This is a genomic window from Methylocella sp., from assembly GCA_037200525.1.
Taxonomy (GTDB): domain Bacteria; phylum Pseudomonadota; class Alphaproteobacteria; order Rhizobiales; family Beijerinckiaceae; genus Methylocapsa.
Map to the genome: position 1 here is coordinate 2,705,226 of JBBCGG010000001.1, position 14,952 is coordinate 2,720,177.

A 14,952-nucleotide genomic window follows, 5' to 3' on the forward strand; every position below is an offset into this window, starting at 1 on the left:
ATGGCGCCGCGATCCGTCCTCATCACCGGCGCCTCGAGCGGCATCGGCCGCGCGCTGGCGCTTGCCTACGCCGGACCCGGCGTAACTTTGGCGCTGATTGGCCGCAATTCCGAGCGGCTGGAGGCGGTGGGGGCAGCCGCTCGGGCGCGGGGAGCGGAAGTCGACATCGGGCTTTTGGACGTGCGCGATCAGGACGCCATGGCGCAATGGATCGGGGCCTCCGACGCGCGCCGCCGATTCGATCTCTGCATCGCCAACGCCGGCATCACCACGGGCCTCGCGCCCGGCGAGATTTCCGAGGACCCGCAGGCGGTTCGCGCCATTTTGAGCTCTAATCTCATTGGCGTCCTGAATACCGTCGAACCCCTCATTGGCCCGATGTGCTCCCGGAAAACCGGTCAGCTCGCTTTCATCGGTTCTATCGCCGGCTTGCGCGGTTTGCCCTATTCGCCGGCCTATTGCGCGACGAAGGCCGCCGTCCACGCCTACGCCGAATCATTGCGCGGTCGGCTTGAGTCGCAGGGGGTCTGCGTCAGTCTGGTGATCGCCGGCTTTGTGAAAACGCCGCTGAACGACAGCATCCATGCTGTGAAGCCGCTCGAGATCAGCGATTCGCGCGCCGCGGCGATCATCCGCAGCGGTCTTGATCGCCGCAAGGCAGTGATCGCCTTCCCCTGGCCGCTCTATTTTTTGGCGCGTCTTGCCCGAATCTTGCCAGTCCGGCTCGTCGATCAGATCTTGTCGCACATTGAAGTCAGCGCGCCAAAAACCGAAGAACGGCCGCTTTAACGGGTCTTTCGCTCAGCTTTGCAGCGCTGCGTCGCTTCTTTTGCGAGGCCTCGTCGGCGAACGCCGTGCAAGCAAATGCGACTCTTTTAAGGCTTTGTAAATCTTTGGGAATTACTCAATTCCTGAAACAATTCGTTGCAATTTGTTGGTTGTCCCACACGCTTATTTCATGGTTTCTCAGCTTGAGCACTTCTGTCCGCAGAGGCTGCTCGAGCATCCCGGTCCAGGCCGGCGCAGCGATCGCGCGAGGCTTGTAAGGGGGACCCTCGGGCAATGTCTTCATGCGAACCTGCCGCCTTGTTTGGTCAAGCGAACCATAAAAGTTTGCGCCAAAGATCGCTGAAGCGGGCCGCGCGGATCGGAGAGCGAAATTCGCGGGGGCATTGCAACTTGGTTTTTTCCGATCTTTTGATATTGCTCAGCGAGACCAGTTTGGTCATTTCCGTATTCGGCCTTCTCTTTGTGGGCGGCGGATTTCTTATCCTCATAGGCATCAACGTTTTCGAGCGGATCTCCGGCAAAACTCTTGGCAGGCCGCTGCGCCGCATGATTTTGACCGAGGCTGATTTGCCTCACGTTCTGGTGCAAATCCCGATTTTCAACGAAGCTGAAACGGTGGCCGGAGCTTTGCATTCGGTCGCCGCGCTCGATTGGCCGCAAGACCGCCTGCATATTCAGTTGCTCGATGATAGTTCCGATGAGACCAGCGCCGTTGCGACGCGCGTCATCGGCGACCTTCATGCGCAAGGCTTCGATGTCCTTCATCTGTGCCGGGGCGATCGGTCCGGCTACAAGGCTGGCGCTCTAGCTGCGGGCTTGCTTCACTCCGATGCGCCTTATGTCGCCGTGCTCGACGTTGATTTCCGGCCGCCGTCGAATTGGCTGCGCAAAGTCATGCCAGCCCTGATCGCCGATCCGCGCGCCAGCTTCATCCAATCCCGCTGTGAGTTTTCCAACTACAAGACGAACTGGTTGACCCGCGCCCAGGGTTTGATGCTCGACGCCCATTATGCGTTGGAGCAGGCGACCCGTTTTCGCGCGGGCTGGCTGTTTCAATTCAACGGCACGGGCGGCGTCTGGCGCCGCGCCGCCATTGTCGCGGCGGGAGGATGGTCTTCCGATTCGCTGTGCGAGGACCTCGACCTCACCGTTCGCGCCGAAATCGCCGGATGGCATGGATTGTTTGCAATGGACCCGCCTGTGCCTGGTCTCGTTCCCGATCAGGTCAAGCATTGGCGCGTGCAGCAGCGGCGCTGGTCAAACGGTTTTGTGCAGGTGGCGCGCAAGCTGCTCAAGCAGGTCTGGACCGCCGATTGGTCCGTGCGGCGTAAAATCTCGGCAAGCTCCCTCATTCTCATACAAGCGTTTTATCCTTGCGCGGCAATTGCTTGCGTCTCGCTTTTTGCTTGTCTCCTTCTGCGCGGCGGCGACCCGGCGGCCTATATTCCGATCATCGATCTCGTTGCAATTGTGATTGCGATGGTTGCGGTCGGCATGACGTTGGCTCCTTACTTCATTCTGCGCCGCGGCTCCTTATCGCGTTATTTCGCGACCCTGGCCTCGCTGACGCCATTGATGATCTATGTCAGCGTCTCGAATGCGCCCTCGATCCTGAAAACAGTTTTCGGCGCCACCGAGACATGGAAGCGCACGCCGAAGACTAGCGCCATTGCGCCGACCGATTCGATCAGCCGCTTCTAAAAATCCGGGCCGTGGCTGGCGCTCTGCGCAGGGACTGAACCCTTCGCTTAGAATTGGGGTCTAATCGGCCCATTCCTGACCTGGAGGTTTCACGCGAACTCATATAGAGCAGGAGTTTCGCGTGATTAGATCAGGAGCGGTTTTGGATGCAGTTGGGCAGTATAATCCGCACGGCGAAAATATGTCTGGCTACTGGCGTGATCTTCGGGCTTAGCGGTCTCGCTGGCGGAGCCAACGCCGATTCAGGCGGTCTCTTCGACAATTTCAATCTCGGCGATTTCTTCACGTATCACGGCGATAAGGATAAGGACAAGGATCCGGCGGCCCCCAAGGCTCGGCATTTGTTTTGTCCGGATATCCTCATTCTCGAAGGCACGGCGGCTTCGCAGGTCCATGCAGGCGCGCCGCCCACCACAATGAATTTGCGCTATCAATTTTCGCTTGGCGATGTTGTGCGCGAATGTTCGATCGAGGGCGAGCATCTCTCCATCAAAGTTGGGATCGCCGGCAGCGTGCTGCTTGGTCCGGCCGGGGCGCCAGCCAGCTTCAGTGTCCCGTTGCGCATCGCCATCGTCAACAAGACGAGTCATGAGCCGGTCGTAACCAAGCTCTACCATGCGGCCGCTACCATCGCGGCCGGGCAGGCCCAGGCCGCTTTCAGCGTCGTTTCCGAACCGCTGCTCGTCCCGTTCTTCCAGGATCGCTCGGACTATGATTACGACATCAAGGTCGGCATCGACGAAGCGGCCGAGGCTGAAAAGGCGGACAAAAAGCCAAAACACTGACGTAGGCGGGGCGCTGGTTGCGACAAATCAGCGCGCGATGCCATTGACAAAAGAACTCGGCGCGCCAATAATTTAGGCGTCAAACAAGATCCCAGCGGAAGAGTCCGCCTTGAGCCCTGCGCTCGAGTCGGCGCCGAAGGCGCAACCGCCCCGGAAACGCTCAGGCCCATGGACCGCTGGGAGATGACGCTCTGGAAAGCGATTTGCCGCGCCTTGCGGTAAATCCACCGACGGAGGCAGCTTCGCGCCGAAGCAAGGTTCGCGCGAGGGAACACTCTCAGGTCACCGGACAGAGGGGGCAAAGCGTTGCGTACGCAGCATTGGCTGGGTGCGCAGATCTTCTTTGCACCCGTCGACCGAGGATCCGATGTCTGCCCATCAATCCGCCGCCGCGTCCGGTTTAGCGCATACGCCGCTCCACGATCTGCATATCTCCCTCGAGGCCCGCATGACGGCCTTCGCTGGCTATGACATGCCGGCGCACTACCCGCCCGGCGTCATCCAGGAACATCTTCACACCCGCGTTCAAGCCGGGCTGTTCGACGTATCGCATATGGGGCAGGCGATTCTCTCCGGCTCGCACGCGGCGCAAAGCCTTGAAACGCTTGTCCCCGGCGATATCGAAACGCTCGCCGCAGGGCGAATGCGCTACACGCAGCTGCTCGATGCGGATGGCCATATCCTCGATGATTTGATTGTTACGCGCCTTGATGACGAGGCAGGGCGGGAGCGTCTTTTCCTGGTCGTCAACGCCGCTGCGAGGACGGCGGATTTCGCTCTGATCGCCAAAGCTCTTCCCCATCTTGCCCTTACAAGTCTCGACGACAGCGCCCTGCTCGCCTTGCAGGGGCCGAAGGCGGCGGCGGTCTTGCGGCGGCTCGTTCCCGGCGTCGAAAGCATGTCCTTCATGACGTCGCGGCGCTTCGAGCGCCGCGGCTTATCCTTGCTGATATCGCGGTCCGGCTACACCGGCGAAGACGGGTTCGAGATTTCGCTGCCAGCCTCGGCGGCGACGGGTTTCGCCAAAGATCTGCTGGCTAACCCGGATGTGCGCCCAATAGGGCTCGGCGCCAGGGATTCGCTTCGACTTGAGGCCGGTCTCTGCCTTTACGGCCACGACATTGACGCGAGCGCCGATCCCGTCGAGGCGGGGCTGTCTTGGTCGATTTCCAGGCGCCGACGCGAACAAGGCGGATTCCCTGGCTTTGCGTCAATTGCGCGGGCTCTGGCTCATGGTCCCTCGCGCCGCCGCGTCGGGTTCCTGACGGAAGGCAAGATTCCGGCGCGCGAGGGAGCCGCGATTCAAACGCCGGACGGGCGAGCCATTGGCCGCCTCACTTCGGGAGGTTTCGCGCCGAGTCTCGGGCGGCCGATCGGCATGGGCTATGTGGACGCCGCCTATGCAAAAATTGGCGCGCCGGTCGAACTCATCGTGCGCGGAAAGCCGCTCGCGGCTAAAGTCGCAGCCATGCCTTTTATGGCGCATGCGTTTTATAGGGGAGCCTGATGCCGACGTTCTACACTAAAGATCACGAATATATCCGCGTCGAAGGGGATGCGGGCGTCGTCGGCATTAGCGATTACGCGCAGTCGGAACTTGGCGATATCGTTTTCGTGGAGCTCCCTTTGATCGGCAAGAGTTTGACCAAGGGAAGCGAGGCCGCCGTCGTCGAAAGCGTCAAGGCGGCGAGCGGCGTCAGCGCACCGGCCTCAGGCGAAGTTGTCGAGATCAACCGTGCGCTGGAGGATGCGCCCGCCCTCGTCAACGAAGATTCGAGCGGAAAGGGCTGGTTCTTCAAAATCATGCTCTCGGACCCCGCCGAACTCGAGGCCCTGATGGACGAGGCGGCCTACCAAAACTACCTCAAATCCATCGACTGAACGCCCTCTCGATCAAACGCGCGACCACCCAAGAGATTGGAACTCCATGCGCTATCTTCCTTTGACCCCTGATGATCGCATAGACATGCTGGCGCGCATCGGCGTTGCCGATATTGACGAGTTGTTCGCCGCAATTCCCGCCGATAAGCGGCTCTCCACTGAGCTGGACCTGCCGCCGCGCAAGAGTGAAATGGAGGTGCAGCGGCTGCTTTCGGCGATGGCGGCGAAGAATGTCGCGGCGGGGTCGGCGCCGTTTTTCGTCGGGGCAGGCGCCTTACAAGCATCACATTCCAGCCAGCGTCGATCATCTGATCCAGCGCTCCGAATTCATGACCAGCTACACGCCTTATCAGCCCGAGATTGCGCAGGGTACGCTGCAGGTGATTTTCGAGTTCCAGACTCAGGTTGCGGCGCTGACTGCGATGGATGTCTCCAACGCTTCGATGTATGACGGCTCGACTGCGACGATCGAGGCCGTTTTGATGGCCCATCGCATCGCCAAACGGCGCAAAGCCGTGCTCTCGGGAGGGCTGCATCCGCACTACGCCGATGTCGTCCGCACCGTCTCCCGCATGACGGGGGACAGCGTCGTCGCCGCCTCGCCCAATGTGTTTGCGCGCGACGAGGATCTCGGCGCGTTGATCGACGCGGAGACGTCCTGCGTTGTCGTGCGAAGCCCGGATTTCTTCGGCAATGTGCGGGATCTCTCGGCGCTGGCGGCAATCTGCGAGGCGAAGGGCGCGCTTCTGATCGCGGTCGTCACCGAGGCTGTCTCGCTCGGTCTCGTCAAACCGCCAGGGGACAATGGGCGCCGATATTGTGGTCGGAGAAGGCCAGTCGATCGGCAATGGCCTGAACTTCGGCGGCCCCTACGTCGGCCTCCTCGCGGCAAAGGCCAAATATCTGCGCCAGATCCCGGGGCGTCTCTGCGGCGAGACCATCGATGCGGAAGGGCGCCGCGGCTTCGTTCTGACGCTGTCGACGCGCGAACAACATATCAAGCGAGACAAGGCGACATCCAACATCTGCACCAACTCTGGTCTCTGCTGTCTCGCCTTCAGCATTCACCTCGCTCTGCTGGGCGAGGCCGGGCTGCGGCGGCTCGCGAGAGTCAATCACGCCAATGCCGTCGATCTCGCCAATCGGCTCGGCGCAGTGAGCGGCGTTGAGGTTCTCAACCAGACCTTCTTCAATGAATTCACCATCCGCGTGCAGGGCGATGGTGCACAGGTGATCGAGCATCTGGCCGAAAACGGAGTGCTCGGCGGCGTTCCTGTCTCGCGGCTGTTGCCCGGCCCGAGATTTGACGATCTCATTCTCGTCGCCTCGACCGAGATCAACACCGATGAGGACCGCGCGGCCTTCGCCGACGCGTTGCGGAGCGCGCTGTCATGCTGAACCGGCCGGAACACCCGACGCAAACAAACGATTCGGCGATCTTCGAGGCCAAGACCATCACATCCAATCGCGCTCTTGCGATGGAGGAGGGCTTGATCTTTGAGATCGGCCGCTTGGAGGTCAGCGGCGTCGATCTCGATGAGCCCACGCCTTTCAAATACAGGCTAGGCGGCCTTGAGCGCGCGGCGCCGATCGGCCTGCCGGGCTTGAGCGAGCCTGAGGCGATGCGCCATTACGTGCGTCTGTCGCAGAAGAATTATTCGATCGACGCGGGTCTCTATCCGCTTGGTTCCTGCACGATGAAACACAATCCGCGCCTCAACGAAGCTATTGCGCGGCTGCCGGGCTTTGCCGACATCCATCCGCTGCAGCCGCAATCGACTGTTTCCGGCGCGCTGGAGTTGATGAACGAATTAGCCCGTTGGTTGATGACGATGACCGGCATGGCGGCGGTGGCCATGTCGCCCAAAGCCGGCGCGCATGGCGAGGCCTGCGGCATGATGGCGATCAAGGCCGCGATCGCCGCCAGGGGGGAGGGGGCGACGCGCAGGATCGTTCTCGCGCCGGAGTCGGCGCATGGCACCAATCCGGCGACCGCGACGCTTATTGGCTTTGAGGTCCGCACCATCCCCGCGCGCGGCGACGGGACTGTTGATCTGGCGGAGATCAAAAGCCGGTTGGGGCCGGATGTCGCCGCGATCATGCTGACCAATCCGAACACATGCGGCTTGTTCGAGACTGATGTGGTTGCAATCGCCGAGGCGATGCATGAGGCCGGAGCCTATTTCTATTGTGACGGCGCGAATTTCAACGCCCTTGTCGGCAAGGCGCGGCCGGGCGATCTCGGCGTCGACGCCATGCATATCAACCTGCACAAAACCTTCTCGACGCCGCATGGCGGCGGAGGGCCCGGCGCGGGACCTGTGGTTTTGTCGGCGCGGCTCGCCGCTTTTGCCCCAGTGCCGTTTCTGCGAAGAGGCGAGCGCGGCCTGCGCCTTGTCGAGCAACAGTCGGAGGCGACGCGATCATTCGGCCGCATCACCGCTTTCCATGGCCAGATGGGCATGTTTGCGCGGGCCTTGACCTATATGTTTTCGCACGGGGCCGATGGCTTGCGGCAGGCGTCGGAAGATGCGGTCCTGAGCGCGAATTACATTCGCGCCAGCCTCAAGGATCTGATGTCGCAGCCTTTCGGCGATAGGCCCTGCATGCATGAGGTTCTGTTCGACGACGCTTGGCTGAAGCCGACCGGCCTCACGACATTGGATTTCGCAAAGGCGATGATCGATGAAGGCTATCACCCGATGACGATTTATTTTCCGCTCGTCGCGCATGGAGCCATGCTGATCGAGCCGACAGAATCGGAATCAAAGGCTTCGCTCGATCTATTCATCGCAACATTGCGTGATTTGGCGATGGCGGCGCTTGCCGGCGAGGTGGAGCGGTTTATCGGCGCCCCATTTTACGCGCCGCGCCGACGTCTCGATGAAACCCGCGCGGCGCGAAGCCCAAGGCTTAAATGGACGCGGCAGACCACGGAAAATTCTCTTGGCGATGGCTCCAATCAGCATCGCGAAGATAAAGTCGCGGAAAGCTCGGTTTGAACGTCGTCTCGAAGACGAGCAAGGGCGCAAAAAAGCATGACCGTCCAAGATCAAACGGTCATGCTTCGTATCTCTCCGAAATGACTGATTCTCGGGATGAAGGCCTAATGAAGCAGCGAATTCAGTTCGCTGATTCCCTTGGTGATGAGCTGGTCCCCAAAGGAGCCTTTCGCCTCGGCTTTTAATACCGTTGCAGCGACTTTGGTTGCGAGGTCCGCCGCGGCTGCGCGCACGTCGGCGGCCGCCTGAGCTTCGGCCGAAGCAATTTTTTCTTCGGCTTGTTTGGTCCGGCGCGTGACGAACTCGGCTATGCGCTCGCTGGCTTCCTTGGCGAGACGTTCGGCTTCAGCGTGGGCCTGCGCGACGACGGCGGCGGCTTCGGCTTCCGCCTCGGCGCGGCGCCGCTCAAAAGAGGCGAGGACCGCTTCGGCTTCGGCGCGAAGCTTCGAGGCCTCGGCGAGTTCCTCTTTGATTCTCTCACCGCGCTTGTCGAGCGCCGCATTGATCTTGCCGTCCACGCCAAGATAGGCGAGCAGGCCGATAAAGATCACGAATGCAAAGGAGACGAAAAATTCTTCATTCATCGAACGTCTCCGGCTCAGGCTTTAACTTCGGCTGCCGCCGCGGCAATGGCTTTTGGATTGGCGGGTTGGCCGGTGATGCGCTCGACGATTGCCGCAGCCGCGTCGCTGGCGATCCCCGCGACATTCGTCATGGCTTTGGCCTTCGTGTCTGCGATCTGCGCCTCGGACGCCATCAGCTTCGCGTTAAGCTCGCTCTCAAGCGCGCGGCGCTTCGCGTCAGTGTCGGCATTGATCTTTGCCTGCTTGTCCTGAGCTAGAGCTTGCGCCTTGGCCCTGGCGTCGGCGATTGTCTTCTCATGAGCGGCGGCGGTCTTTTCCGATTGTTCGCGAAAGGCGTGCGCCTCGTCGAGGTCCTTGCTGATCTTTTCCGCGCGGGCCTTGAGGATATTCTCAACGCGCGGCAACGCGACCTTGGACATCAGGAGATAAAGCAGTCCGAAGCTCAGGGCGAGCCAGATGAGCAGCGGTGCGAAATTTGCGGCTTCGAAGGGCGGAAACGCGCTCGGCCCGTGGTCGATGTCGGGGGGCGCCAAGGCGCCATCGACGTATATTTCCGACTTACTGGTGGCCATCGTCAATTCCCGGGCGTTTATGAACTGAAAAATGCGCCCGGATATCGCACCGGGCGCATCTACTTTACTTGATAACGAAGAGCAGAAGAATCGCTACGAGAAACGCGAAGATGCCCAAGCCTTCCGCAAGCGCCGCGCCGATGAAGGCGCGTCCGAATTGTGCGTCGGACGCCGTTGGATTGCGCAGGGCGCCGGAGAGGAAGTTGCCGAAAATCAAACCGACGCCGATAGCGGCGGCTCCCATTCCGATGGCGGCGAGACCTGCGCCAATAAATCTAGCTGCAGCGGGATCCATTTTTTAAACTCCTGAGCTTGCGAAAGTGGGCACCGATCTGTTGTTCAATATTTATTCAGTGGCCCGGATGAATTGCGTCGTTGAGATAGACGCAAGTGAGAATGGCGAAGACGTAGGCCTGAAGCACGGCCACAAACAACTCAAAGCCGGTCAGCAGGACAGTCGCCGCGAGAGGCACCGGCGCGATCAAGGCATAGGCTCCCGCGCCAAGCAGAGAGACGACGAAACCAGCCATCACCTTTAAGGTGATGTGACCGGCGAGTATGTTCGCGAACAAACGAACTGAAAGGCTGATCGGCCGCGACAGAAAGGAAATGACTTCGATCACCACCAGGAAGGGTAGCAGGGCCATCGAAACGCCTGATGGAACGAACAGCCCAAGGAAACGCGGTCCGTGCCGAATGACGCCATAGACGATGACCAAACCGATGATGAACGCGGCGAGCGCGAAGGTCACGATGATCTGGCTTGTCACCGAGAAGGTGTAGGGAATGAGTCCAATGACGTTCGAAAACAGGACGAACATGAAAAGCGTGAAGACGAAGGGAAAGAAACGCATCCCTTCTGATCCGGCCGACATGCGAACCGTGTTGGCCACGAACTCATAAGACATTTCGGCGGCCGATTGGAGCCTGCCGGGAACGATGGAGCGCGATGAGGTGCCAAGAATCATCAGCGCCGAAACAGCGAGAATGACGATCACCATGAAAAGCGCTGCATTGGTGAATGAGAAATCGATCCCAAACAAATGCAGGGGCACGATCCGCTCGACTTGGAACTGATGGATCGGATCCAATGCTTTTTCCACGCGCAAACCCCTCGACTGACCTGAACCTTAGGCCCCAATCCGCGATCAGCGCCTTGGGGCGTGACCGCCTCAAGATGAAGCGATCAGCCTTCCTTAATTGACTGCGTGGTCTTTTCCAAAAAGTCCGCAACTCTTCGGGAAAGACCATGCTTTAGCTGAGGCCGCCTTTCGAACCCGGGGTTTTGACGGCGATGCGATAAACATTCCAAAATCCCGCCGCCGTCCCCATCATGAGGAACACGAGAAGAAACAGCGGCGTCGTCCCCATCCACTTGTCGAACTGCCATCCGATGAGGGCGCCGACAACAACCGCCGCCACGAACTCGCTGAGCACGCGGAAGCCAAGGCTCATAGCGCTCCCAAGGGAGTTGGGCGAAAGATTTGAGGCCTGCTCGCCGCTTCCGGCGCTCTCGTCCTTGCGGGCGTCGAGCGCAGTCGAAAGCTTCTCGAGCCGGGCCCTCAAGCCCGCATCTTCACGCCGATCAGCCTCAATCCGGGCATCCTGGCGTTTCTGATCTTCGCTCCGCGGCTCGTCGCGCTCCGTCACTTGATCGCTCCCTCGTCCGACTTGCCTCGCACAAGTGCGTGAAGGCAATTTATAGGTCGCCCGGTCGCGGAAAGCGAGGAATGGCGGCCAATTTTGGGCGAGCGGCGACAAGAAATAAGGTCGTAGCGTGGCGAGCTTTGTAAGCCGGGCGCAACATATGGGCGCGCAAGGGGCCTGTCAAGACTTAGACTAGAACGCCTAAGTATATGAACTGCCGACTTAAATTACGGCCGCGACAATCCGCGCGGAGTGTCGCGGCCCCGCGTTCACCCGGCGTCGAGGAGGCGTTCGGCATCCTCGAGATCGACGCTCACGAGCTGGCTGATGCCGCGTTCGGCCATGGTTACGCCGAACAGCCGGTTCATCCGCGCCATCGTGATCGGATTATGCGTAATCGTGATGAAGCGGGTCTCGGTTTTTTGCCGCATCTGCTCAAGCAGATCGCAGAAACGCTCCACATTGGCGTCGTCGAGCGGCGCGTCAACCTCATCGAGCACGCAGATCGGCGCGGGATTGGTGAGAAAGATCGCAAAAATCAGCGACATGGCGGTGAGCGCTTGTTCGCCGCCGGAGAGCAGCGTCATAACCTGCGGTCTTTTGCCGGGCGGCCGGGCGAGAATTTCGAGGCCGGCTTCCAGAGGGTCATCCGACTCGACGAGTTGAAGTTCAGCGGAGCCGCCGCCGAAGAGACTTGTGAATAGCCCCTGGAAGTGGCCGTTGACGACCTCAAACGCCGCGAGCAGGCGCTCGCGGCCTTCTTTGTTCAAACTTTGGATTGCTTGGCGCAAGCGCCGGATGGCTTCCGTCAAATCGGCATGTTCAGTCGCAAGATTTCCCTTGGCGGCCAGAGCCTCGTCGAGCTCGGCCTCGGCGCGAAGATTGACGGCCCCCAGCCGTTCGCGGTCTTGTTTCAGCCCCTCGAGCCGCCTTTCCACGTCCTCCGCCGACGGGAGCGCATCGCTGGCGGAGACGCCGGCGAGCGTGGCGAGAGCGGCCGGCGCGCAATCAAGTTCCGTCGCGATGAGGCGCAAAACCTCGTCGCAACGCAGCCGCGCCGATTCGATTCGAGCTTCGCTGCGGGCTTTTTCCTCGCGCGCGGCGCTCATCGCCTCCAGCGCCGCGCGGGCTTTGCGATCCGCCTCAGTGAGGGCGGTTTCGGCTGCCGCGCGCTTGTCGGCGGCTTCCCTGCGCGCAGCTTCCGCAGCTTCGATCTGATTCATCAGAACGCGCCGGGTAGCCAGGAAAGCATCCGGCGCCTCCGCGAGCTTTTCGTATTCTGCGGTTGCTTCCTCGATCCGCGCTTCGAACGCGCTGATTTGGCCGCCGGAGCCTTCGCTGCGGACCTGCCAGGATTTGCGCTCCTCGGTGATCGCCTGCAGCCGCTTTGTCCGGGTCTGCGCCTCGCGCGAATGGGCTTGCAATTCAGTGCGAGCCTCGCCGACCATGGCGCGTTGTTGCGCGGCGGCGGCGCGGGCCAATTCCAGCCGCTCGGCCAAATCAATCGCCGCGTCCATTCCGTCGAGTGCGTCCTGCGCTGCGGCGAATTTCTCCCGGGTTTCGTCACGGTCGCGGGTGAGCCGCTCCGCAGCATCTTCGAGCGCCGAAAGACGCGCCGCCGCCGCCGACTGCGCACGCTCGGCGCTGGCGTCCCTAGCGCGCGCGGCCTCCACCTCGCGAAGGGCGTTCTTGTGATTGCGCCGCGCTTCGCTCTCGGCGGTCGCCGCCGCCGCCAGATCGGCCTCGGCCGCTTCGGCTTTGGCCTTCAATGCATCAGCGATTTCGCGCGCGGCCTCAGCCGCCAAAGTCAGATCGCCGAGGCGGTTCTTTTCGACGAGGCGGCGCGCGGCGGGCGTTGGCGCCTCGGCAGCCTGGGTGAAGCCGTCCCAACGCCACAAATCGCCTTCCGTCGAGACAAGTCTCTGGCCGGGCTTCAGCAAAGCTCGCAAGGCCGGCCCTTCGCTGCGCGGTGCTATGCCGATCTGTTTCAGGCGGCGGCCGAGAGGGGGAGGGGCGGTGACGAGATCGGAGAGAGGCTGCGCGCCGGGCGGCAGCTCCGGATCGCCATGCCCGTCGCTTTGAGCCCAATGCGCGGGGGCCGCTGGATTGGTCGACGCATCGAGATCATCGCCGAGAGCGGCGCCGAGAGCCGCCTCAAAGCCTTTGGCGACTTCGATCTCTTCGGTGACGGCGACCCAAGAGCCGCCGGTCTCTGCGGTCAGCAGCTTTGACAGCGTCTGAACTTCCGTGTCGAGCTTTTGCGCCTTGCGCTCGGCCTCAGTCAGCAGAGAGCGGGCGCCGGCCTCGACCCCGCGCGCCTCCGCGCAGCGCTGTTCGGCGCCGGCGATCTCGTCCTCCAGCGCCTCGGCGGTCTCCACCGCCTGCTCCAGCGCCGCCCGCAGGACGGCGCGGTCCTCGGCCCCGCCTAGCTCAATTAGCGCGCCGCGATCCTCGGCGACTTTGCCTAGCTCCGCTTCTAGCCGGGCCAGTCGCGAACGCTCCTCACGCAGCGTAGCCTCGGCTGCGGCGCGCCGAGCCTCCACGGCCGCGCGGACATCCTGCGCCTCGGTAAGCGCCTTCTCGGCGATTGCGAGGGCGGCTTCCGCCTCGGCCAGCCGAGTTCGGGCGGCCGTCTCAAGACCGCTTTCCAGACTTTCCGCCTCGGCAAGTTCGCCGGCTTCCTTGTCCAGACGCTCCAGCACGCCGGCGGCGTCGGCGATCAGCGCGGTCTCGCGAGAGAGATCGCTCGTCATCTGAGCGATTCGCTGCGCCAGTTCGGCGCTTCGCGTTTTGGCGCGCTTTTCCTCGCCATCGAGAGCTTCGCGGGCGAGAATGAGCCTTTGCAATTCGCCGCCGCTCGAAACCTCGGCGTCGCGCAGCGCCGGCAGGCTATGCGCGGCGATGGCCTGCTCCCGCGCCGTCTCGGCTTGTTGCTTTGTCCGCTCGATCACTTCGGCGGCGTCGTATGCGAGCTTTCGCTCGGCTTGCGCCAGCGTCTCCGTCGCCTCTTTATGATTGATCAGGGCGAGCAAGGCCTCGGAACTGCGAATGCTTGCGGCCAGATCGCGGTAGCGCGCCGCTTGCTTTGCCTGCCGCTCGAGGCCTTTGGTCTGGGTCTCGATCTGCGAAAGTATGTCGTCGAGACGCGTGAGATTATCTTCGGCGGCCTTCAGCCGCAGCTCCGCCTCGCGCCGGCGGGAGTGCAGCCCGGCGACGCCGGCGGCTTCCTCAAGGATGCGGCGGCGCTCCTGCGGTTTGGCGGAGATCATCTCGCCAATCTGGCCTTGGCGCACCATCGCTGGCGAGCGCGCGCCGGAGGAGGCGTCGGCGAACAGCAATTGCACGTCGCGGGCCCGCACCTCGCGTCCATTGACGCGATAAGTCGAGCCCGATTCGCGCTCGATGCGGCGCGAGACTTCTATGATTTCGTGATCGTTAAAGGCGGCCGGGGCCGTGCGGGCGGCATTGTCGAGCACAAGGCCGACTTCGGCCATATTGCGCGCCGGACGGTTGCCGCCGCCGGAGAAAATCACGTCGTCCATGCCCGAGGCGCGCATGTTCTTGAATGAGCTTTCGCCCATCACCCAGCGCATCGCCTCGACGAGATTGGACTTGCCGCAGCCGTTTGGCCCGACAATGCCGGTCAGCCCTGGCTCGATCAGGAACTCCGTTGGCTCAACGAAGGTCTTGAAGCCCGCGATGCGCAGTTTCGTGAATTTCATATGCCGGACATCATGGCGCGGCCTTTACGCCCGAGAAAGAATTCTGCAATATTTTCAATGTTTATTGAAGACGTTAACTTCTGGTTAACCGAAAATGGCGATCAACGCGACTCGCTGTAGGCCATTACGGGGCGAGCCATGTGGCGAGCGCAAGGCGGCGGCGGCATTTATCTGTGCACAATAGACTGCGGAGACGGCATTCGTAGCGGCGCAATGACCCGAGCGCGAAGCGCATAGCGGCGCGCTTCATAGCCAATAGAGCGGCTTCC

Annotated in this window: 12 protein-coding genes, 1 pseudogene and 1 riboswitch; of the genes and pseudogenes, 7 read left to right on the forward strand and 6 right to left on the reverse strand. The window is 61.7% G+C overall.

Annotated features, from left to right (window positions below; translation table 11 throughout):
- The 7 genes and pseudogenes from WDN46_13255 (at position 1) to gcvPB (ending at position 8,158) form a co-directional block, all read left to right on the forward strand.
- Entirely contained in the window at positions 1-789 is a 789-nt protein-coding gene (locus WDN46_13255) for an SDR family NAD(P)-dependent oxidoreductase (GenBank protein ID MEJ0094362.1), read from the forward strand.
- A gap of 408 nt (positions 790-1,197) precedes the next feature.
- The gene (locus tag WDN46_13260) at positions 1,198-2,490 is read left to right on the forward strand and encodes a glycosyltransferase (protein ID MEJ0094363.1); all 1,293 of its coding nucleotides are present in this window, start codon (positions 1,198-1,200) and stop codon (positions 2,488-2,490) included.
- Positions 2,491-2,642: 152 nt separating this feature from the next.
- Positions 2,643-3,275, forward strand: a complete 633-nt coding sequence (locus WDN46_13265) for a hypothetical protein (GenBank protein ID MEJ0094364.1) — start codon at positions 2,643-2,645, stop codon at positions 3,273-3,275.
- An 85-nt stretch (positions 3,276-3,360) separates the two neighbouring features.
- Positions 3,361-3,461, forward strand: a riboswitch (glycine riboswitch).
- Positions 3,462-3,642: 181 nt separating this feature from the next.
- Entirely contained in the window at positions 3,643-4,782 is a 1,140-nt protein-coding gene (gene gcvT / locus WDN46_13270; protein MEJ0094365.1) for a glycine cleavage system aminomethyltransferase GcvT, read from the forward strand.
- Positions 4,782-5,156, forward strand: a complete 375-nt coding sequence (gene gcvH / locus WDN46_13275) for a glycine cleavage system protein GcvH (GenBank protein ID MEJ0094366.1) — start codon at positions 4,782-4,784, stop codon at positions 5,154-5,156. Before gcvT ends, gcvH begins: the two co-directional genes overlap by 1 nt.
- Positions 5,157-5,202: 46 nt before the next feature.
- A pseudogene (gene gcvPA / locus WDN46_13280) lies at positions 5,203-6,554 on the forward strand (aminomethyl-transferring glycine dehydrogenase subunit GcvPA).
- Positions 6,548-8,158: an aminomethyl-transferring glycine dehydrogenase subunit GcvPB gene (gcvPB, locus tag WDN46_13285; GenBank protein MEJ0094367.1), complete on the forward strand. Its 1,611-nt coding sequence runs from the start codon at positions 6,548-6,550 to the stop codon at positions 8,156-8,158. Before gcvPA ends, gcvPB begins: the two are co-directional and overlap by 7 nt.
- 104 nt (positions 8,159-8,262) lie before the next feature.
- Here the strand turns inward: gcvPB and WDN46_13290 are convergent, their stop codons facing one another.
- The 6 genes from WDN46_13290 to smc all read right to left on the reverse strand — a co-directional run bounded on the left by WDN46_13290 (position 8,263) and on the right by smc (position 14,683).
- Positions 8,263-8,742: an ATP F0F1 synthase subunit B gene (locus tag WDN46_13290; GenBank protein MEJ0094368.1), complete on the reverse strand. Its 480-nt coding sequence runs from the start codon at positions 8,740-8,742 to the stop codon at positions 8,263-8,265.
- Positions 8,743-8,756: 14 nt separating this feature from the next.
- Positions 8,757-9,314, reverse strand: a complete 558-nt coding sequence (locus WDN46_13295) for a F0F1 ATP synthase subunit B' (protein ID MEJ0094369.1) — start codon at positions 9,312-9,314, stop codon at positions 8,757-8,759.
- A gap of 64 nt (positions 9,315-9,378) precedes the next feature.
- Positions 9,379-9,609, reverse strand: coding sequence for a F0F1 ATP synthase subunit C (locus WDN46_13300; GenBank protein MEJ0094370.1), 231 nt, complete (start codon positions 9,607-9,609; stop codon positions 9,379-9,381).
- Positions 9,610-9,664: 55 nt separating this feature from the next.
- The gene (locus tag WDN46_13305; GenBank protein MEJ0094371.1) at positions 9,665-10,423 is read right to left on the reverse strand and encodes a F0F1 ATP synthase subunit A; all 759 of its coding nucleotides are present in this window, start codon (positions 10,421-10,423) and stop codon (positions 9,665-9,667) included.
- Positions 10,424-10,568: 145 nt separating this feature from the next.
- Complete coding sequence (locus WDN46_13310; GenBank protein ID MEJ0094372.1) at positions 10,569-10,964, reverse strand: AtpZ/AtpI family protein; 396 nt, start codon at positions 10,962-10,964, stop codon at positions 10,569-10,571.
- A 266-nt stretch (positions 10,965-11,230) separates the two neighbouring features.
- A complete protein-coding gene (gene smc, locus WDN46_13315; GenBank protein MEJ0094373.1) occupies positions 11,231-14,683 on the reverse strand; it encodes a chromosome segregation protein SMC in 3,453 nt (1,150 codons plus the stop codon).
- Positions 14,684-14,952: the final 269 nt, after the last annotated feature.